The following is a 20,085-nucleotide window of genomic DNA, read 5'->3' as shown; positions in this document are numbered from 1 at the left end:
TCAGCGGCGACGGCCGCCACCACCACGGGGCGCGGCCGCCGGCCGGCTCATCGGCCTGCCCTGCGGACGCGAACTGGCCGGGCGCTGCGAGCTCTGCATGCTGCGATGGCCCCGGTTGGCATCGGACAACGATTGATGCGGATTGCGCGCGCCGCTGAAGGCATTGTCGTGCTGGCTGCCAGGCGGGCGACCGTGGCCGGCGCCGCCGGCTCGCTGCCCCATTTCGCGCTGTGATGCACCGGCCCGCTCGCGCGCCTCCCGGTTGCTGGTGGCAGGCGGCTCGAAACCACGGCTTTCCATCGACTGCCGGGCACGGTCGCGTTCGGCCGCACGGGCGTCGTCGCGCCCGCGATAACCTTCGCGCTGTGCGGTGCCGTCGCGCTGCCCGGCGAAGCGCTCGCGGGTGGCGCTGTCGCGGTAGGGCACGCCGTCACGGTTGGCCGCGTTGTGCTTCCACTTGCTGTCGTTGCGGTTGATCTGCCGGTTGCTGTTGAATTCGTTGTAGCGGTTCACGTCGATATCGATATCGCCATGGCCCCAGTCCAGGTCGCCCCACAACGCACCGCCCACCGCCACGCCGATGCCGAAGCTGAGCAGCGCCCCGCCCGGGTAGTAGTACGGCGGGGGCGGGTAGTAGTAAGGCGGATACGCCGGATACGCCCAGCTGCCGTACACCACGCTGGGGTTGTAGCTGGGCACGTACACCACGTCCGGCTGCGCCGATTCGATCACGATGGTTGGCGGCGTCCAGGACTCTGCGCCGGGTTGGGTGGCCACCTTCTGCTGTTCATTGGTCTTGAGGTTGCCAGCCGCTTCGGCCTGGCGGCGCAGCCGCTGTACCGAGTCCATCACCGCGTCGGGCTGGGCCAGGAACGCATCGCCCATCTTCTGTACCCATGCCGGGTCCTGGCCGAGCACGGCCAGCAGCTGCGGGAACGCCACCAGCGACTGCACGCTGGGGTCCCAGGCCTGGTTGGCGACCTGGCGCACGGCGTCTTCGCCCTTGGCGTCCGGGTGCGCCTTGGACCAGGCGACCGCGTCGCTGACATCACCGGGGTAGCTGGAGGCCATCAACACCTGGGCCAGCAATGAATCCGGATACAGCGCAACCGGGGCCAGCATCTGGTCCAGCTGCTCCTTCGAGAACGAGGTCTTCGCGGTCGGGCTGCCCACCGCCGGTGTGGACGCGGCCGGCGGCGCAGCAGCCGCGTCGGCGCCGAACGCCAGCAGCAGTGCGGCGGTAAGCGCCTGGATCGTGTGCGTATGCATGCAACCTCCGCTTGCGCAGTCGCTGCGCGCCGTCCAACAGGGTCAGGGTTCGGCGCCAGCCTGCACGCCCTTGTCCTCCCTCGCCATGCTGGGCCTGGCCCAAGCACCCGGCAATTGGTCCTTGGGTCCATGCGTGGGCATGGGCCCAAGGGCCAATTTCGGCGTGAGAACGGCATCACTAGGCTGCGCACGTAACCGTCACAGCGCGTGCCTGAACAGCGGGCGCGCGCCCTCCCCGACGTCGCGTTTCCGGAGCCTTGCCATGACTGTCGATACTGCCGCCCCGCGGGTGACGCTGGTGGGCCGGGCGTAGGCGTCAAAGCTGTTGGTGGTGGACGAATAGGTGGCTCCCTGCTGGGTCACACTGGTACTCACCATCGGGCGCACCTTCAGGGTGCCGATGTCATCTCCGCCGACCCTGAGTCCGTAGTTGGGGTAGAACGGCTGTGTCGCCAGCTGCGCGTCGCTCATCAGCTCGGAACGGGTGGACGTAAGGATGTTGCCGGCCGGGTCATAGGTGGTGGACCCCATCAGCTGCCCGTCATTCCACGCATACAGGAAGCCGTAGTCGTAGACGATCCGGGACCCATCCGGTTGATTGACCGTATTGGCCTTGGTGGTCGGGCAGCTCTGACAGGGATACGGCGTCGGCTGGCCACCGCCCCAGAGCGCCTGACGCTCGCGCGTGTAGGCGTAGGTCCAGAGCAGCGGCTGTGGAATGCCCGGCCCGCTCAGTTCCTTCGATACCAGCGACATGACATCGAACTGGTTGGGCGTGCTCAGAACGTAGTACAGGTCCTGGCCACTGGTTTTGGCCACGCACTCGCTGCGCTGCACCCGATCGGCGTCAATTCCACCGAAAGCCGCCGGGTGAGCCTGACCGGCATGCCCGAGCCTGCAAGCTCGATGTCGGTAACGGAGAAGTCGGTAGCGCCGTTGTAGACGCTGACGCTGTCGCCCATCAACTCGCTTTTGAGCGCGGTGAGGGTCTGCGCCGCTTCAATGCGTTTGCTGTATTCCTGATAGGGCTCGGCGCCCCGGGAAGTGGCGGCAACCGCGCAAAGGCCAACACCGAGCATCAACCCCGTGAAACCACGTAGTGCTTCCATCCCCTGTCCTTGTCAGTTGCGGAGAAAGTCCTTCACGACTTTCAAGCGGATACAGCTACGCCGTGACGTACGTCACAATTAACCTGCGTAGACCCTCCCCTGAAGCGTGCGCCAGCGGCGCCCCGACTTAATAGCACACTCATTTACCGCGGAGTAAGTGAGGACCGCATTTGGGTTCAAATGCGTCACCTAACGTCGGTTTGCCATCTGAAACGGTGTACTCGGACAACCCGCTACAATGGCCATCACCCCCCGCTTGGAACCGCCGGATGACTGCCACCGATGTGCCCCTGACCTTCTACGTCCGCCTCCAGGTCAAGCCCGAACGCGTGCAGGACTGGCTGGACGCGGTCCACGCGCTGATCGACCGCATGGCCGACGAACCGGCGTTCATCTCCTGCGACCTGCACCGCGATGCCAACGACCCCACGTTGTTCACCCTGTACGAGCGCTGGGACGAAGACTCCGTGCAGGATTTCCTGGCCCACCAGTCCACCGACTACCGCGCCGCCTACGACGCGCTGCTGCCGGAGCTGCTGCAGAAGCCGCGTGAGCCGCAGGTACTGGAGTTGATCCAGAGCTGGGGGTGAAGCAGCCGGGCAGAGCCCGGCTCTACCAATGAAAAACGGCGACTCAAGGGTCGCCGTTTTCGTCCACACGTAGTGCCGGGCTCTGCCCGGCACTGTCGCGTTGATCAGGCCGCCTGGGCCTGCTCGCTCTGGCGCTGCACCAGCGCGTTGAAGCGCGCCAGCGAGCTCAGGTGGTGGTGGATCGACGCCAGCCAGCCGTTGCGGTGCCAGGCGACGATGATGTCGTCGGGAAGCTTGGCGAACTTCTCGACGTCGACGACGTGGAAGCCGTTGACCGACATCTTCTCGCCGTTGTTCAGGGTCACGTCGATGCTGCGGTCCACCAGCAGGTCCTGGGCCAGCAGCGCGGCGCTGAACTGACGGGTCTGCTCGTGTTCGCGGGTGAAGTCGGCGCAGAACTTCATGGCGTTGTCGACCAGCTCGGTCGCCTTGCCGTCGACGAACAGCGGTTCGCCTTCTTCGTTCTCGCCCTGGTTGACCTGCTCCGAATCGGCGTCCAGCGCCAGCAGGAAGTTGCCGTCTTCCTCGGACTGCATGAACACGAACGGGTAACGGCGCAGGTAGGCCGGAGCGTAGGTGTTGTCGGCCCAACGGCCGTCATTGACGAACAGGTTGTTGCGGGCCAGGCCCACCGCCACGATCGGCGCAGCGTCCTTGCCGGTGAACAGGATGGGGAAGTGCTGGGCGGCCATGCCGAATTCGCCGATCACCGCCGGAATGGCGTTGGTGTCGGCAGCGAAGGCCAGCGAACCCGGGCGCAGGCGCCAGTTGGCGTGCTTGTCCGACTGCAGCGGCAGCGGCTGGCGGTAGAACAGCGGGCCGGAAGCCTGGGTGGAATCGGTCGGCGGAGTAGTCGTTTCAGCAGTCATGAATGTGATTGGATACGACGCGCCAGACAGCCCGGGCGCGAAAGCGGGCACCGCATTGATCGGTCACTATAGCGTGGCTGTTTGACGATTGCCTGCTGCGCCCCCGGTTCAGCGGAGTCCTACGTTTCTCGCTGCATTGCAGCAAATCCGGGAAATCGGGCTGATAGCGACGCCCTGCATGGTCATCGCGGAGGTCACGGGACATGATCGCTTCCGTTCCGCAGCAGATCTCCCATGAACGCCCGCCTCCCTGCTCCCGGCCTGATCGGCCTGCTCCGCCCTGCCCTGCTGGGCACGGTCTGCGCTGCCCTCGCCGCCTGTGACGACGCCGCGCCTTCCGCGCAGCTGCCCGGCCTGACCCTGCTCTCCGCACAGGATGTGGCGGCCGACCCCATGCCCGGCAACGACGATACATTACGCCGCGTGCACTACCGCGATCTGCATGGCGAAGGGGTGCTGGTGCTGGAACGCAGCGCGGCGGTGATCAACGACCCGACCGGTAGCGGTTCGCTCGACGTGGCGATCCTGACCGCGCGGCTGTACGTCCGGTCAGGGCCCCGCAAGGGATGGACCAAGCAGTGGCAACGCCAGATCCGCCAGCCCTGTGCCGGTCCGGTGCTGGAGGCGGCCTGGCTGCTGCAGCACGTGGGCGCCACCGACCTGGACGGCGACGGCCAGGCCGAGATCACCTTGGCCAGCCATACGTTCTGCGGCAACGGGAGCGACCCGCACCAGTTGCACGTGAGCCTGATCGACGGCAGCACCGGCTACGGCATCGAAGGCGAAACCCGGCTGGACGCCGCCGGCCAGGCGCGGTTCGACGGCGAACGCCACCAAAGCCCCAGCCTGGCTTCTGCACCGCCGGTGTTCGTGCAGCACCTGGAGAAGGTGTGGTCCGCGCTGGGCGATACCTCGACCACGCATGCCCGCCAGGCGCACTGAGCGCGCGCCGTGCGGCGGTGGTATGGTCAGCGCTGGCCCCCGCAGGAGCGACCCATGGCACTTCGTTCGCGCAGTCTGATTACGCTGGTGGCAGTGGCCACCCTGTCCCTGTCAGCCTGCGCCACCGCGCCGGGCCCGCACATCACCGGCAGTGGCCAGTGCCATGCCGAACCGCTGGCCTGGGCCATCGGCAAGCCGGCCGACGAAGCCAACATGCGTGCCCTGCTCAAGCAGAGCGGCGCCGGCCTGATCGACCCGATCGGCCCGGCCACCATCACCGCCAGCGCCACCCGCGACGACCGCCTCCGCGTGTTCATCGACAGGAACAACGTGATTACCGAAGTTAAATGTGAGTAGAGCCGGGCTCTGCCCGGCTGCGCTGCACCAACGAATCCTCGCTGATATCGGCCAACGTCCGCGCGCCGGTCAACGTCATCGCCACCCGCATTTCCTTCGCGATAAGGTCCAGCAGGTTGGCCACGCCGGCCTCGCCATGCGTGGCCAGCGCGTAAACGAACGCGCGCCCCAGCAGCACGCCGTCGGCGCCCAGCGCGAGCATCCGCACCACGTCCAGCCCGGTGCGGATGCCCGAATCGGCCAGGATCTCCACCTCGCCCTTGACCGCTGCGGCAATCGCCGGCAATGCCCGTGCGGTGGAGAGCACGCCATCCAGCTGCCGCCCACCATGGTTGGAGACCACGATGCCATCGGCGCCGAACCGCACCGCGTCGCGCGCATCGTCCGGGTCCAGGATGCCTTTGATCACCATCGGCCCGCTCCAGAACTCGCGGATCCACTCCAGGTCCTTCCACGAGATCGACGGATCGAAATTGCTGCCCAGCCAGCCGATGTAATCCGCCAGCCCGGTCGGGCTGCCGCGATACGCTGAAACATTGCCCAGGTCATGCGGCCGCCCGCGCAGGCCCACGTCCCACGCCCAGCGCGGGTGGGTCACCGCCTGCAGCATGCGCCGCATCGCCGCGTTCGGCCCGCTCATGCCCGAGTGCGCATCGCGGTAGCGCGCGCCGGGCACCGGCATGTCCACGGTGAACACCAGCGTGGTCACGCCGGCTGCCTTGGCCCGCTCCAGCGCGTTGCGCATGAAGCCGCGGTCCTTCAGCACGTACAGCTGGAACCACATGGGCCGGCCGATGACCGGCGCCACTTCCTCGATCGGGCAGACCGACACGGTCGACAGCGTGAACGGAATGCCGCGGCTGGCCGCCGCGCGCGCGGCCTGCACCTCGCCGCGCCGCGCGAACATGCCGGTCAGCCCCACCGGCCCCAGCGCCACCGGCATCGCCATGCGCTCGCCCAGCAGCTCGGCCTCCAGGCTCAGCGCGCCCATGTCGCGCAGCACCCGCTGGCGCAGGGCGATATCGGCCAGGTCGTCGACATTGCGGCGCAGGGTGTGCTCGGCGTAGGCGCCGCCGTCGGCATAGTGGAACAGGAACGGCGGCAGCCGGCGCTGCGCGGCAGCGCGGTAATCAGTGGAAGCGGAGATGATCATGGTCCAACCATGGCGGATGCGAATGCAGTCCGCCCATTAGACCAAAGTCAGCCGCAGCAGGGGCTGGTCGGTCCCTTCAGTTCGACGGCGTTGCCATCCGGGTCGCGAAGGTACAGCGACAGGCCGTCTCCCTCCGCGCCCAGGTTGCTGCGTACCTGCCCATCCACCGCGACGCCCTGTTCCTGCAGGTGCGCGCGCAGCGCTTCTTCGTCGAACGGCTCGATCCGCAGGCACAGGTGCTCCAGGTTGCGGCCCTGCGCCCCGGCGGCCGGGCCACCGCGGCTGCCCAGCGCACCGTCCACGCTGATCAGGTCGATCATCGAACTGCCCGCATGCAGGTGGATCATTCCCAGGGTCGGGCGCTCGCGCGCCACCGTGCAGCCCAGTACGTCGCAGTAGAAGGCCAACGCACGCTGCAGGTCCTGCACCCGCAGCACCACGTGGTCGATACGTTGGATCTCGAACGGTCGCTCGCTGCACATGACGACTACTCCAGCTTCTTGGCCAGACGGCGGAACACCGTCAGCACGATCACACACAGCACGCTCACGCCGATGGCGATGACGTACTCCCCGATCCCCACCGCGATGCCGATGGCCGCGGCCATGATCAGCGAACTGGCCGTGGTCAGCCCGCTGACCTCGTCCTCGCGGCTGCCGCGCAGGATCGTTCCTGCGGCCACGAACCCCACGCACGCCACCACCGCCTCGATCAGACGCACCGGGTCGACCTGCAGCAGGTCGCGATAGCGCTCCTGCTGGAAATGCTCGGCAATGCTGTCGCCCAGGCCAACGATCAACGCGGCCGCGCCGGCGATCAGCATGTGCGTGCGCAACCCCGCCGCATGCTTGCCCATTTCGCGCTCGATGCCGAGCACGCCGCCGAACAGCATGGCAGCGCCAATGCGCAGCAGGATCGATAGATCTTGTTCCATTCCCATCAGGTTCCAGTGGCGATGGGTGGAGCGTTGCCTGATCGTCGTGGGAATTCCGTGAAATGGGATGTGAGCGCGACGTGCAGGAGCGGTGCATCCGCCCCTGCTGCGCCGCATTACTGCGCCAGGTAGCCGCCGTCGATGGCGTAATACGTACCCGTGGCGAACGACGCATCGTCACTGGCCAGCCAGGCCACCAGCGCGGCAACTTCCTCGGCCTTGCCCAGCCGTCCAAGCGCGTGCTTGGCCTCCAGCGCCTTCTTGACGGCCGGATCCATCTTGTCCAGCAACGGCGTGGCGATGAAGCCGGGGCCCACCGCGTTGACGCGGATCCTGTCGCTGGCGTGCTCCCACGCGGCGGTCTGGGTCAGCCCCACCACCCCGTGCTTGGCCGCCACGTAGGCGGCCGAGTTGGCGAAGCCGACCTGGCCCAGGATGGAGGCCATGTTGACGATGCTGCCGCCCTTGCCGGCCTTGCGCAGCGCCTGGATCTGGGCACGCTGGCACAGGAACACGCTGTTGAGGTTGACGTCGATCACCCGCTTCCAGCCGTCGATCGGGTAATCGCCGCTGAGCGCGGAGGGCCCGCCGATGCCGGCGTTGTTGACTGCAATATCAAGCCCACCCAGTTCCTGCACGGTGCGCTGCACCGCCGCTTCCACGGCGGCTTCGTCGGTGACGTCCAACGCGATGCCGATGGCCTTCACGCCCTTGCCGCGGATCGCCTCGGCGGTCTTCTGCACCGCGTCGTCCTTCAGGTCCCACACCGCCACCGCCGCGCCGGAGTCGGCGAACAGTTCGGCCACGGCCAAGCCGATGCCGGAGACGCCGCCGGTAACGATGGCGACCTTGCCCTTCAGCTGATAATCGATCATTGCGCTTGCCTCTGCCTGGATTCGATCCCACCTTACGCCTGCAAAACGTTACACAACGTGCACGGGAGGCCCCGCAACAATGCTTCCCATCGCTGCAACGCACGCGCCCCTATGCTGGGTGTCGTACCCCTGCACGATTTCCCATCCCCCAAGGCACTTTCATGACAGAGTCCACTGACGGAACGTTGTTCACTCCCACCCGGCTTGGCGCGATCGAGGTCGCCAACCGTATCGCGATGGCCCCGCTGACCCGCAACCGCGCCATCGAAGGCCGCGTGCCGAATCCGCTGGCGATCCAGTACTACCAGCAACGCGCCAGCGCCGGGCTGATCATTGCCGAAGCGACCCAGATCAGCCCGCTGGGCCAGGGCTACCTGGATACGCCCGGCATCTACAGCCAGGCGCAGATCGACGCGTGGCGCAAGGTGACCGGCGCGGTGCACGCCGAGGGCGGCCGCATCGTGCTGCAGCTCTGGCATGTGGGCCGCGTTTCGCACACCAGCCTGCTGCCGGAAGGCGAAGTCCCGGTGGCGCCCAGCGCGATCCGTGCCAATGCCAAGACCTTCACCGCGAACGGCTTCGAAGACGTGTCCGCGCCGCGCGCCCTGCGCCTGGAGGAAATTCCCGGGGTGGTCCAGGACTACCGCCAGGCCGCGCGCAACGCGCTCACCGCCGGTTTCGACGGCGTCGAGGTGCATGCCGCCAACGGTTACCTGATCGACCAGTTCCTGCGTGATGGCAGCAACCATCGCACCGACGAATACGGTGGCAGCATCGAGAACCGCACGCGTCTCCTTGAGGAAGTGGTGCGTGCGGTGGTCGCGGAGATCGGCGCGGAGCGCACCGGCGTACGCCTGTCGCCGACCACCCCGGCCAGCGACGCGCACGATTCCAACCCGCAGCCGTTGTTCGAACGCGCGGTGGAGCGCCTGGATGCGATTGGCGAGCTGGCCTTCATCCATGTCATCGAAGGCGCCACCGGCGGTCCACGCGACAACATTCCGTTCGACTACGCCGCGCTGCGGGCGAAGTTCCGTGGGTCGTGGATCGCCAACAACGGTTACGACAAGGCCAGCGCCGAGGCGGCCATTGCCAGTGGCTACGCCGACATGATCGCCTTCGGCCGGGCATTCATCGCCAACCCGGACCTGGTGGAGCGCCTGCGCAATGACGTTCCGTTGTCGGATTTCAATCCGGACACCCTGTATGGCGGTGGTGCCGAGGGGTATACGGATTACCCGAGCGTGTCGGGCTCCAACGTCGCGGAATGATGCACAAGGTGCCGGGCACGCGGCCCGGCACCTTCGTTTCGATCAATACACCGGCAACGAAATGAAACTCGCCTGCTGCGGTGCGTGCCACACCTGCTGGGTCGCCTTCTGGTAATCGCCCGGCTTGGCCAGGTAGATGTTGGGCACGAAGGTCTGCGGGTTGCGGTCGTACAGCGGGAACAGCGTCGACTGCACCTGCACCATCACCCGGTGGCCGGGCTGGAATACATGGTTGGCGGTGGGCAGGCCGAATTTGTAATCCAGCACCTGGTTCGCGGCAATCGCCTTCGGCTCGCTGAAGCTCTCGCGATAGCGCCCGCGGAAAATCGCCATCGACACCGCCAGCTCATACCCGCCCATTTCCGGCGTCGAAGGCACCTGGTCCGGATACACGTCGATCAGCTTCACCACCCAGTCGCTGTCGCTGCCGCTGGTGGCCGCCTGCAGGTTCACCTGGGGCGCGCCGCCGATGCGCAGCGGTTCGGTCAGCGGCTCGCTGACGAAGGTGAGCACGTCCGGGCGACCATCGACGAAGCGCTGGTCCTTGACCAGCCACGTAGTCCACATGTCGCGGTCGGCGAAGCGCACCGGGCGCGGCACGAACGGCACCGGTTTGGCCGGGTCGGACACGTACGCGTCATAGGTCGCCTCGCCCGCCTGCGGCGCCTCGAACGAGAGCTTGCCGCCGGCACGCAGGTACAGCGGCTTGGTCTGCGCGGCGGTACGCGGCCACTGCTGCAGGCGGTCCCAATGGTTCTCGCCGGTGTTGTAGATCAGCACTGGCGGGGTATCGGCCTTGGCCGCGCCATCGACCAGGTACTGGTCGAAGAACGGCTTGAGCACGTCGCGGCGGAACTGCAGCGCGGTGTCGCCGTCGAACTTGAGTGCGCCCAGGTTGGCGCCGTCATAGTTCACCTGGCTGTGCCGCCACGGGCCCATCACCAGGTAATTGAGGGTATTGCCAGTGTCGCGCGGTTCCATCGCCGCATAGCTGTGCACTGCGCCCCACATGTCTTCCTGGTCCCACAGGCCCTGCAGCCACATGGTCGGCACCTTCAACGGGGTGCTGGCCATGCGCTTGTCCAGCGCCTGTTCCTGCCAGAACGCGTCGTAGGACGGGTGTTCCACCAGCTTGTGCCACCACGGCAGCTGGTCGATGCCGTTGGCCTTGGCATAGTCGCCGGCCGACCCGGCGCGCAGGAAGGTGGTGTAGTCGTCGTAGCCGACGCTGGGAATGGACGGGCCCTTGCCACGCTTGGCCAGCTGGCCGGTGAAGTAGCCGAAGTTGACCTGGCGGAAGGCACCGTAGTTGAGCCAGTCGTCGCCCATCCAGCCATCGATCATCGGGCTCTGCGGCGCGGCCACCTTCAGCGCGGGATGCGGGTCGGTCAGCGCCATCACCACGGTGAAGCCTTCATACGACGAGCCGAGCATGCCGACCTTGCCGTTGCTTTCCGGCACATGCTTGACCAGCCAGTCGATGGTGTCCCACGCATCGGTGGCGTGGTCGACCTTGGTGCCATTGAGCGGACCGCGCAGCGGCCGGGTCATCACGTAGTCGCCTTCGGAGCCGTGCTTGCCGCGGATATCCTGGAACACGCGGATATAGCCGGCGTCGACGAATACCTCATCGCCCTGCGGCAGGATGTCGCGCATGTGCGGCGAATCCATGCGCTTTGCCCGGTTGGCGGCGTCGTACGGGGTGCGGGTAAGCAGCATCGGCGCATTGTGGGCACCCTTGGGCACCACGATCACCGTATACAGCTTGGTGCCATCGCGCATCGGCACCATGACCTCGCGCTTGTCGTAGTCGAAGCCCGCGGTCGGGGTCACGAACCCCTTGGCTGGAATGTCCGGCGTCATCGGCGCGGTCTGCGCCGACACGCTGGCGGCAATCATCAGGCTCAACAGCACAGGCACGACACGAACACGCATGGCTCTCTCCGGGAAGGTGATGGCGACGAACCGTTGAAGCCTAGCGCTGTTCGTCCCTGCCGGATATGTGTCGATGGTTGGCCGCGAACGGCCTTCTCCGGCAAACCGTGCCGGGGTAGAGCCGGGCTCTGCCCGGCTCCACGTCGGCCATTCACCGCCCGGGCGCGTGGCGACGCGTTCATCGGACGAACGCGTCATTGCGGCCGGGGCGCGGCTCTGCCCGGCTCCACGCAAACCATCAACGCACCACACCCCCACTCAACACCACCGGCACCGTCTGCAGCGGCTCGCTGGCCGAGCGCGACAGCTGCAGCTCATACCGCCCTTCGGCGATCTTCCACTGCTTGTCGGCGGTATCGAAGCTGGCCATCGCCTTCGGCTCGGCCTCGATCCGGATCCGGCGCGACTCGCCCGGCTGCAGCATGACCTTCTGGAAGCCGATCAGGCGGATCGGCGTGGTGCTGCCTTCCGGCAGCTTCAGGTACAGCTGCGCCACGTCCGCGCCGGCGACCTTGCCGGTATTGCGGATGTCGACCGTCGCCACCAGCCGCTGCCCCATCGCCGTGTAGGTCAGGTTGTCGTACTGGAACTGCGTGTACGACAGGCCGTGGCCGAACGGGAACTGCGGTACCAGGCCCTTGGCTGCGAACCACTTGTAGCCCACGTTGGCGCCTTCGATGTCGTAATCGATGGTGTCGTCCGGCTTGTTCTTCGGATTGAAGCCCAGCCCGTTCACGTGCGGGCGCGGCAGCTGCGAGGCGTCGACCGGCCAGGTCACCGGGAGGCGGCCGGACGGATTGACCTTGCCGGTCAGCAGCGTAGCAATCGCCTCGCCACCGCGGATCCCCGGGTACCACGCCTGCATCACGGCCGGCACCTGCTGCAGCCACGGCAGCTCGACCGGGCCGTTGGTTTCCAGCACCACCACCGTCTTCGGGTTGGCCTTGGCCACGCCCGCGATCAGCGCGTCCTGGTCGTCCGGCAGTTGCATGTGCGGCAGGTCGACCGACTCGGCCGACCACTGCGTGGCGAACACGATCGCCACGTCCGCCGCCGCAGCAGCGCGCGCCGCCGCCGCCACGTCACGGCCGTCCACGTATTGAATGGTTGCATCCGGGCGCTCGGCGCGCAGGGCTTGCAGCGGCGAGGACGGGTGGAAGATCACCGGGCCCGGCCAGGTGGTCGGCAGCACGCCGGGCACCGCATTGGTGCCGCGGGCAGTGAACCCCACGTGCGACGAACCGCCGCCACCGATCACGCCCTTGTCCGCGTGTCCGCCGATGATCACGATGCGCTGCACGTCCTTGGCCAGCGGCAGCAGGCCGCCTTCGTTGCGCAGCAGCACGCTGCCCTCTTCCACCGTGCGCTGCGCGGCGGCGAAACCCGCCGCGACGTCGATCGGCACGTGCTGCGGCGGCAGGTCGAAGTTGCCGTGCGCGAACATCGTGCGCAGGATCCGCGCCACCATGTCATCCAGGCGCGCCTGCGGCACCGTGCCACCGGCCACGGCCAAGCGCAGCGGCTGGTCGAAGTACACCGCCTTGTCGAACACCTCACCGGCCGACTGCTGGTCCAGCCCGGCCAGGGCCGCCTTGGAACCGCTGTGCACGCCGCCCCAGTCGGACATCACGAAACCGGGGAACTTCCATTCCTGCTTGAGCACCTGGTTCATCAGGTAATCGTGCTCGCAGCCGTAGGTGCCGTTGATGCGGTTGTACGAGCACATCACCGAGCCGGGCTTGCCGGAATCCAGTGCGATCTCGAACGCCAGCAGGTCCGACTCGCGCATCGCCTGCTCGCCGATCTCGGCGCTGTGGAAGTTGCGCGAGGTTTCCATGTCGTTGAGCGCGAAGTGCTTCATCGTTGAAATCACGTGCTGGCTCTGCACGCCCCGGATCGACTCGCCGACGAGGCGCCCGGCCAGCACCGGGTCTTCGCCGGCGTATTCGAAGTTGCGGCCGTTGCGCGGGTCGCGCTGCAGGTTGACGCTGCCGGCCAGCAGGATGTTGAAGCGCTGCTGCCAGGCTTCGCGGCCCATGGTGGCACCGCCGGCGAACGCGATCTGCGGGTTCCAGGTAGAGGCCGTGGACGGGCCCGACGGCATCGCCGTGGCAATGTCGCCCTTGCGGATGCCCCCCGGGTTGGTCACGCCCACGCCCGCATCGGCCGACTGCTGCGCGGGAATGCCCAGCCGCGGCACGCCCGGCACGAAACCTGCCGAACCTACTGCGCCTTCCGGCAGCGGGCCGCCGTCCTTGCCCAGCCCGAAGTAGCTGTGCAGCATCTGGAACTTCTCGTCCACGGTCATCTTCGCCACCAGCGCCTTCGCGCGGGCATCGGCGTTCAACGTGGTGTCCATCCACGGCGTGTCGCCGCCGACCGGTGCGGTGTAGGCGAGGGTCAGCAGCTGGCCGGACAGCGGGGCGGAATCGGCATCGATCCGCAGCTTGATCGGCGCACTCGTCGCCGACGCGAAGCCGGCGCTGTAGTACTGCTGCTTCGGGTCGGCCTGGAGGCCGCCGGCATCCAGCGGCATCCCGTCGAGCGGCAGGCTGCCCAGCAGCACCGCCGGGGCGCCCAAGCGCGAGCCTTCCACCATCGTTTTGATGGTCGGGTCCGGCGAACCGATGGCATCGTCGATGGGGTGGAAGGCACGCGTGTACATCGCCACCACATGGCGGCCGTCATTGAGGCGCAGGTAGTTCAGGCCCGGCGCTTCCACACCCGATTCGGCTTCCACAGGCAGGCGCGACAGCACCACGCTGCCCTGCTGTTCGGCCGCAGCCGGATCGGCGCTGACGAAACGGTAGGTGTAGCCGAGCTGGTCGGCCAGCGCGGCCAGCGGGTCCGGCGCCAGCGCGCTGTCGGGGGTGTCGGCGGCGCGGGTGACGTTGTCGATGGTCAGCGCATCCACGTCCAGCGCCTGCAGCTGCGCGGCCACGGCCGTGGCGTCCAGATGCGTGGGCGCCTGCGCCAGGCGCAGCACGGTGAAGGCATCGGCGGGGGCAGCGGGGGCGGCCGAAGCGGCAGCGGAGAGCGACAAGGCGATGGCGGCCGTCAGGGCCAGCGGCTTTGTAATCGTTTTCATAAGCGGGCGAAACACCTTTGCTGACGCAGTAAATCCAGGGAGTCTTGCCGCAGAAGGGTGCAGCGCCGTAGTGGCGGGACACCGGCACGCAGGCGGCCGGTATCGGAACTACACGGGTACGCCGACCACGATCAGGCCCCTCCGCCTGTCGCTACAGCCATCGCATCCGTCGGGTGCCGTGGTGGGTACCCAGCCGTGAAGAGTGGGCGACCGCGTTCATGTCTGTCAACACGACGATGGTCCGACGCGTAGGGACACGCCATGCGTGTCTGCTCTTCGTTCCGGGGTCATGAACGTCTGTCCGGTCGTAGTCTCAGGCACCCCGACACCGGTAGAGCCACGCCCTGCGTGGCTGCTCTTCGGTCCAGAATCATGAGCACCTGAGGGTCCCGAGTACCCGGAGAATTCATTAGTAATTCTGCTAAAACACGCTAGCATGTCGGTCTCACCCCTTGACACCGACCCTGCCTACGCTCGCTTCATGTTCAGGTTTCCTGCCCGTCTCCGCTCGCCCCTGCCCTTCCGGGAGGCACGTCCATGGCCGCTGTAAGAGCCCTGGACCAGCTGCTGGAAAGCCGCCAGGTCTGGCGCGGGCAGCCGCGTGCGGCGGTGCCCGAGGTGGCGGCCCACCCGACCGGGCACCCCGCGCTGGACAGCCGGCTGCCTGGCGGCGGCTGGCCGCCTTCGGCCCTGTCCGAGGTGCTGCTGGGCGCGCCCGGCCAAGGCGAGCTGGCATTGGTCTGGCCCACCCTGGCCCGGCTCAGCCAGCTCCAGCAGACCGTGGTGCTGGTCGCCCCGCCACACCTGCCGCACGCACCCGGCTGGGCCGGGGCCGGGCTCGCCCTGAGCCAGCTGCAGGTCGTCCATGCCAACCCGCGCGAGGCCTTGTGGGCGGCCGAACAGTGCCTGCGCTCGGCCGCCTGCGCCGCCGTGCTGTGCTGGCCGCAGCAGGCCGACGACCGCGCCCTGCGCCGCCTGCAGGTCGCCGCCGAAACCGGGCAGTGCCTGGGCTTCGCCTTCCGCGACAGCCGCCAGGCGCGCAACCCCTCCCCCGCCCCGTTGCGCCTGCAGCTCGACGCCGGCCAGGTGCGGGTCCTCAAATGCCGCGGCGGCATGGCACCGGCGCAGCCGTTGCCGCTGGCCCTGGCCCATTGAGGCGCCGCCATGCAGTGGGCCTGCCTGTTGCTGCCTCAACTGGCGCTGGACGCCGCCCTGCGCCAGCAGCCGGATCCGCGCGCGCCGCTGGTGCTGGTCACCGGCCCGGCGCAGCGCCGGGTGCTGCATGCGGTCAGCCCGGCCGCGCGCCAGCTCGGCCTGCGTCGCGGCATGCTGCTCTCGGCCGCGCAGGTGCTCACCCGCGACATGCTCACCGTGGACTACGACCCACGCGCCGAACAGGACACCCGCCAGCTGCTGGCCAGCTGGCTGTACGGCATCAGCTCGCAGGTCAGCCTGGCCTTCCCGCATGCGCTGGCTTTGGAGATTGGCGCCAGCCGCGCCCTGTTCGGCGACTGGGCGGCGATTGAACAGCGCCTGCGCGACGGCCTGAAAGAACTCGGCTTCCGCCACCGGCTGGTGGCCGCACCGAACCCGCACGCAGCCTGGGTGCTGAGCGGCGTGCACGCGCGGCTGGGCGTGGATGCCGACGCGCTGGAACCGGCACTGGCGCAGATTCCGATCGAACGCAGCGGCCTGCCCACCGAGGCGGTCACGGTATTGGCCCGCTCCGGGCTGCGCAGCCTGGGCGCGGCCTTCGCCCTGCCCCGCGACAGCCTGGCCCGGCGCTTCCCGGCCCAGGTGCTGGCCCACCTGGATGCGCTGCGCGGCATCGGCAGCCCGCCGCTGCAGTACTTCCGCCCCCCGGACCGGTTCGATGCGCGCATCGAGTTCGATTACGAGATCGACTCCACCCAGGCCCTGCTGTTCCCGCTGCGCCGGCTCACCGCCGACCTTGCCGCGTTCCTGTGTTCGCGCGATGGCGGCGCGCAGCAGTTCGACCTGTGGTTCGAACACGAACAGCACCCGGACACGCGGCTGACCGTCGGCCTGCTCGCCCCCGAACGCGACGCGGCGATGCTGTTCGAGCTGGCCCGCAATCGCGTCGACCACCTGCGCCTGCCCGCCGGCAGCCGCGGGCTGCGCCTGCAGGCCGAGCACCTGCCGCCGTTCGTGCCGGCCGCGCGCGACCTGTTCGACCCGCGCCCGCAGCAGGCCATGCCGTGGGAACAGCTGCGCGAACGCCTGCGCGCGCGACTCGGCGACGACGCCGTGCAGGGCGTGGCGCTGCGCGCCGAACACCGGCCCGAACGCGCTACCGGCACCCCGGCCCAGGCGGCCAAGGGTCCACCGCCGGTGCTGCCGCTGCGCCCGGGCTGGCTGCTGGCCACCCCGCAGCCGCTGTACGACCCGGACCTGCGCATCCTGTCCGGACCCGAACGCATCGAATCGGGCTGGTGGGACGAAGACGATGTGCGCCGCGACTACTACGTGGTGGAAACCGCGCTCGGCCAGCGCGGCTGGGCCTTCACCGCCGCCGGCGCGCGGCATGGCCCCTTCATGCTGCACGGCTGGTTCGCATGAGCACGGCCCTGCCCGACTATGCCGAACTGCATTGCCTCTCGGCCTTCAGTTTCCAGCGCGGCGCCTCCATCGCCGAGGAGCTGTTCGCGCGCGCGAAGGAACAGGGCTACCGCGCGCTGGCCATCACCGACGAATGTTCGCTGGCCGGCATCGTGCGCGCCTGGCAGGCGGCGAAGAAGCACCAGCTGGCGCTGATCACCGGCGCCGAATTCCAGATCGAAGACGGCCCCAAGGTGGTGCTGCTGTGCACCGACCTGGCCGGCTATGCCGGGTTGTGCGAACTGATCACCCGCTGCCGCCGGCGCGCTGCCAAGGGCCAGTACCGCTGCCTGCGCGAAGACTTCGAGGCCCTGCCCGAGGGCCTGCTGTGCCTGTGGCCCTCCCATGCGCCCACCGCCGACGATGCCGCCTGGCTGCACGCGCGTTTCCCGCACCGCACCTGGCTGGCGGTGGAGCTGCACCGTGACGCCGACGACGTGGCGCGGCTGGAAGCGCTGCTGGAATTCGGCTACGCCCACGACCTGCCGCTGGTGGCCAGTGGCGACGTGCACATGCACGTGCGCCGCCGCCGTGCGCTGCAGGACACGCTCACCGCGATCCGCCAGCACTGCACCATCGCCGACGCCGGCTGGCACCTGTTCCCCAATGGCGAACGCCACCTGCGCAGCCGCCAGGCGCTGGCGGCGGTGTACCCGGCCGAACTGCTGGAAGAAACCCTGCGCATCGCCGAGCGCTGCCGCTTCGACCTGGCCCAGCTGCAGTACACCTACCCGCGCGAGCTGGTACCCGAGGGCCACGACCCGGCCAGCTGGCTGCGCGTGCTGGTCGAACAGGGCATGCAGTGGCGCTGGCCCGGCGGTGCCACCGAAGACCAGCGCCGCCAGATCGAACACGAGCTGCGCCTGATCCACCTCAAGCAGTACGAGTCCTACTTCCTGACCGTGCACGACATCGTGCGCTTCGCGCGCAGCCAGCAGATCCTGTGCCAAGGCCGCGGATCGGCCGCCAATTCCTCGGTGTGCTTCGTGCTGGGCGTGACCGAGATCGACCCCAGCCACATGGAACTGCTGTTCGAACGCTTCATCTCCGAAGAACGCGACGAACCGCCGGACATCGACATCGATTTCGAACACGAACGCCGCGAGGAAGTGCTGCAGTACGTGTTCAACCGCTACGGCCGCGAACGGGCCGCGCTCACCGCCGTGGCGATCAGCTACCGCGGCCGCAGCGCGGTGCGCGACGTCGCCCGCGTGCTCGGCCTGCCGCCGGACCAGGTCAACGAGCTGGCCGCCTGCCTGGACCGCTGGAGCAGCCACGAACCGCTGCCCGACGCGCTGCGCGAGCGCGGCTTCGACCCGGACACGCCGCTGATGCAGCGGCTGGTGGCACTCACCGCCGAACTGGTCGACTTTCCGCGCCATCTTTCCCAGCACCCGGGCGGTTTCGTGATTTCCGAATACCCGCTGTCCAGCCTGGTGCCGGTGGAAAACGCGGCCATGGCCGACCGCACCGTGATCCAGTGGGACAAGGACGACCTCGACGCCACCGGCCTGATGAAGGTCGACTGCCTGGCGCTGGGCATGCTCACCGCCGTGCGCAAATGCCTGGCCATGCTGCACGCGCATGGCGCCCCGGCGATGGGCATGGCCGACATTCCGGCCGACGACACCGCCACCTACGACATGATCTGCCGCGCCGACACGCTGGGCGTGTTCCAGATCGAATCGCGCGCGCAGATGGCGATGCTGCCGCGCATGCAGCCGCGCTGCTTCTACGACCTGGTGATCGAAGTGGCGATCGTGCGCCCCGGCCCGATCCAGGGCGACATGGTCCACCCCTACCTCAACCGCCGCAAACGCCTCAAGGAAGAAGGCATCGAAGAAATCGACTACCCGCCGGAACTGGAAAAGGTGTTCAAGCGTACCCTGGGCGTGCCCTTGTTCCAGGAACAGGTGATGCAACTGGCGGTGGCTGCGGCCGGCTTCAGCCCCGGCGAAGCCGACGCGTTGCGGCGTTCGATGGCGGCCTGGAAGCGCCACGGCGGGCTGGAGCCACACCGCGACAAACTGCTGGCCGGCATGGCAACGCGTGGCTACAGCCGCGAGTACGGCGAGCGCCTGTTCGAGCAGATCAAGGGCTTCGGCAGCTATGGCTTCCCGGAAAGCCACGCGGCCAGCTTCGCACTGATCACCTACGTGAGCTGCTGGCTCAAGTGCCACCACCCAACCGCGTTCGCCGCAAGCCTGATCAACAGCCAGCCGCTGGGTTTCTACACCCCCGACCAGATCCTGCAGGACGCGCGCCGACATGGGGTGCCGGTACTGCCGGTGGACGTACGCCACAGCGACTGGGACTGCACGCTGGTGCCGGCTGCGCAGGGCGATGCCCTGCCCGGCATCCGGCTCGGCCTGCGCATGGTCGATGGTTTCAGCGAAGAGGTGGCCCTGGCAGTGATGCAGGCGCGCAGCCGCTACCCGTTCGACAGCGTGGCCGACCTCAGCCAGCGCGCCCGGCTGGACCGCCGCCACCAGGGCCTGCTGGCCGACGCCGGCGCGCTCAAGGGGCTGAGCGGCCACCGCCATCGCGCCCGCTGGGATGTCTCCGGCGTGGAGAAACCGCTACCGCTGTTCGAAGCCGTGCGCGCCACCGCCGAAGCCGAGGTACCGCTACCCGCACCGAGTGCGTTCGAGGACATGCAGGCCGACTACAACAGCACCGGCACCACCCTGGGCCAGCACATGGTCTCGTTCATCCGTGCCGACCTGGAGGCGCGCCGCTGCCAGCGCTCGGACCAGTTGGCCGCGCTGCCGCACGGGCGCAGCGTGCGCTTCGCCGGGCTGGTGCGCATGCGCCAGCGCCCGCAGACCGCCAGCGGGGTGACCTTCCTGACCCTGGAAGACGAATGCGGCATGGTCAACGCCGTGGTCTGGCGCAAGACCGCCGACCGCCAGCACCGGGTGCTGGTGGAAGCCCGGCTGATGCAGATCGACGGCCGCCTGGAACGCGTCGACGGCGTACAGCACCTGATCGTGCAGCGCATGCACAACCTGGACGAGCTGATTGACGGCGTGCGTACCCACAGCCGTGATTTTCATTGAACGCAGGGCCGGCTA

At 68.1% G+C, this 20,085-nt stretch carries 17 protein-coding genes; 7 read left to right on the top strand and 10 right to left on the bottom strand.

Annotated elements, in window-relative coordinates; all coding sequences use genetic code 11:
- From C2U58_RS05335 to C2U58_RS05325, 3 genes are all read right to left on the bottom strand, one after another.
- Entirely contained in the window at nucleotides 1-1,269 is a 1,269-nt protein-coding gene (locus C2U58_RS05335; RefSeq protein WP_102944856.1) for a DUF3300 domain-containing protein, read from the bottom strand.
- Between the two features lie 198 nt (nucleotides 1,270-1,467).
- Nucleotides 1,468-2,088 carry a hypothetical protein gene (locus C2U58_RS05330; protein WP_146033409.1) on the bottom strand — a complete coding sequence of 207 codons (621 nt, stop codon included), beginning with the start codon at nucleotides 2,086-2,088 and terminating at the stop codon, nucleotides 1,468-1,470.
- Nucleotides 2,049-2,378, bottom strand: a complete 330-nt coding sequence (locus C2U58_RS05325; protein WP_102944854.1) for a hypothetical protein — start codon at nucleotides 2,376-2,378, stop codon at nucleotides 2,049-2,051. The genes C2U58_RS05330 and C2U58_RS05325 overlap by 40 nt, the downstream gene beginning before the upstream one ends.
- 269 nt (nucleotides 2,379-2,647) lie before the next feature.
- Between C2U58_RS05325 and C2U58_RS05320 the strand changes: the two genes are divergently transcribed.
- Complete coding sequence (locus tag C2U58_RS05320; protein ID WP_102944853.1) at nucleotides 2,648-2,968, top strand: putative quinol monooxygenase; 321 nt, start codon at nucleotides 2,648-2,650, stop codon at nucleotides 2,966-2,968.
- 104 nt (nucleotides 2,969-3,072) lie between these two features.
- Here C2U58_RS05320 and C2U58_RS05315 read toward each other — a convergent pair whose 3' ends face one another.
- The gene (locus tag C2U58_RS05315) at nucleotides 3,073-3,837 is read right to left on the bottom strand and encodes a SapC family protein (protein WP_102944852.1); all 765 of its coding nucleotides are present in this window, start codon (nucleotides 3,835-3,837) and stop codon (nucleotides 3,073-3,075) included.
- 234 nt (nucleotides 3,838-4,071) lie between these two features.
- On the opposite strand from C2U58_RS05315, the gene C2U58_RS05310 reads away from it, so the two are divergent.
- Together C2U58_RS05310 and C2U58_RS05305 are read left to right on the top strand one after the other, a co-directional pair.
- Nucleotides 4,072-4,779: a hypothetical protein gene (locus tag C2U58_RS05310; protein ID WP_102944851.1), complete on the top strand. Its 708-nt coding sequence runs from the start codon at nucleotides 4,072-4,074 to the stop codon at nucleotides 4,777-4,779.
- Between the two features lie 54 nt (nucleotides 4,780-4,833).
- Entirely contained in the window at nucleotides 4,834-5,136 is a 303-nt protein-coding gene (locus C2U58_RS05305) for a hypothetical protein (RefSeq protein WP_102944850.1), read from the top strand.
- Here C2U58_RS05305 and lldD read toward each other — a convergent pair.
- The 4 genes from lldD to C2U58_RS05285 form a co-directional block, all read right to left on the bottom strand.
- On the bottom strand, nucleotides 5,123-6,289 hold the full coding sequence (lldD, locus tag C2U58_RS05300) for an FMN-dependent L-lactate dehydrogenase LldD (RefSeq protein ID WP_102944849.1): 1,167 nt from the start codon (nucleotides 6,287-6,289) through the stop codon (nucleotides 5,123-5,125). The two genes, C2U58_RS05305 and lldD, sit on opposite strands and share 14 nt — an antisense overlap.
- Before the next feature lie 47 nt (nucleotides 6,290-6,336).
- Entirely contained in the window at nucleotides 6,337-6,771 is a 435-nt protein-coding gene (locus tag C2U58_RS05295; protein WP_102944848.1) for a VOC family protein, read from the bottom strand.
- A gap of 5 nt (nucleotides 6,772-6,776) precedes the next feature.
- Nucleotides 6,777-7,229 carry an MgtC/SapB family protein gene (locus C2U58_RS05290; protein ID WP_102944847.1) on the bottom strand — a complete coding sequence of 151 codons (453 nt, stop codon included), beginning with the start codon at nucleotides 7,227-7,229 and terminating at the stop codon, nucleotides 6,777-6,779.
- Nucleotides 7,230-7,339: 110 nt separating this feature from the next.
- The gene (locus C2U58_RS05285; RefSeq protein WP_102944846.1) at nucleotides 7,340-8,098 is read right to left on the bottom strand and encodes an SDR family NAD(P)-dependent oxidoreductase; all 759 of its coding nucleotides are present in this window, start codon (nucleotides 8,096-8,098) and stop codon (nucleotides 7,340-7,342) included.
- Nucleotides 8,099-8,259: 161 nt separating this feature from the next.
- Between C2U58_RS05285 and C2U58_RS05280 the strand changes: the two genes are divergently transcribed.
- Nucleotides 8,260-9,369: an alkene reductase gene (locus C2U58_RS05280; protein ID WP_102944845.1), complete on the top strand. Its 1,110-nt coding sequence runs from the start codon at nucleotides 8,260-8,262 to the stop codon at nucleotides 9,367-9,369.
- A 42-nt stretch (nucleotides 9,370-9,411) separates the two neighbouring features.
- Here C2U58_RS05280 and C2U58_RS05275 read toward each other — a convergent pair whose 3' ends face one another.
- Entirely contained in the window at nucleotides 9,412-11,304 is a 1,893-nt protein-coding gene (locus C2U58_RS05275) for a CocE/NonD family hydrolase (RefSeq protein ID WP_102944844.1), read from the bottom strand.
- Nucleotides 11,305-11,542: 238 nt separating this feature from the next.
- Complete coding sequence (locus C2U58_RS05270) at nucleotides 11,543-14,392, bottom strand: glycoside hydrolase family 3 C-terminal domain-containing protein (RefSeq protein WP_102944843.1); 2,850 nt, start codon at nucleotides 14,390-14,392, stop codon at nucleotides 11,543-11,545.
- A 537-nt stretch (nucleotides 14,393-14,929) separates the two neighbouring features.
- Here C2U58_RS05270 and imuA point away from each other — a divergent pair.
- From imuA to C2U58_RS05255, 3 genes are read left to right on the top strand one after another with little or no spacing between them, the layout of a single operon-like run.
- Nucleotides 14,930-15,547: a translesion DNA synthesis-associated protein ImuA gene (gene imuA, locus C2U58_RS05265; RefSeq protein WP_102944842.1), complete on the top strand. Its 618-nt coding sequence runs from the start codon at nucleotides 14,930-14,932 to the stop codon at nucleotides 15,545-15,547.
- Nucleotides 15,548-15,556: 9 nt separating this feature from the next.
- Nucleotides 15,557-16,972: a DNA polymerase Y family protein gene (locus C2U58_RS05260; RefSeq protein WP_102944841.1), complete on the top strand. Its 1,416-nt coding sequence runs from the start codon at nucleotides 15,557-15,559 to the stop codon at nucleotides 16,970-16,972.
- Nucleotides 16,969-20,070: an error-prone DNA polymerase gene (locus C2U58_RS05255; RefSeq protein WP_102944840.1), complete on the top strand. Its 3,102-nt coding sequence runs from the start codon at nucleotides 16,969-16,971 to the stop codon at nucleotides 20,068-20,070. Before C2U58_RS05260 ends, C2U58_RS05255 begins: the two co-directional genes overlap by 4 nt.
- The last annotated feature ends 15 nt before the right edge of the window (nucleotides 20,071-20,085 follow it).

Source organism: Stenotrophomonas sp. VV52 (genome assembly GCF_002893095.1).
In the GTDB taxonomy this organism is placed as follows: domain Bacteria; phylum Pseudomonadota; class Gammaproteobacteria; order Xanthomonadales; family Xanthomonadaceae; genus Stenotrophomonas; species Stenotrophomonas aracearum.
The sequence above is the reverse complement of the archived record's forward strand: the minus strand, read 5'-3'. Positions and strand labels throughout refer to the sequence as shown.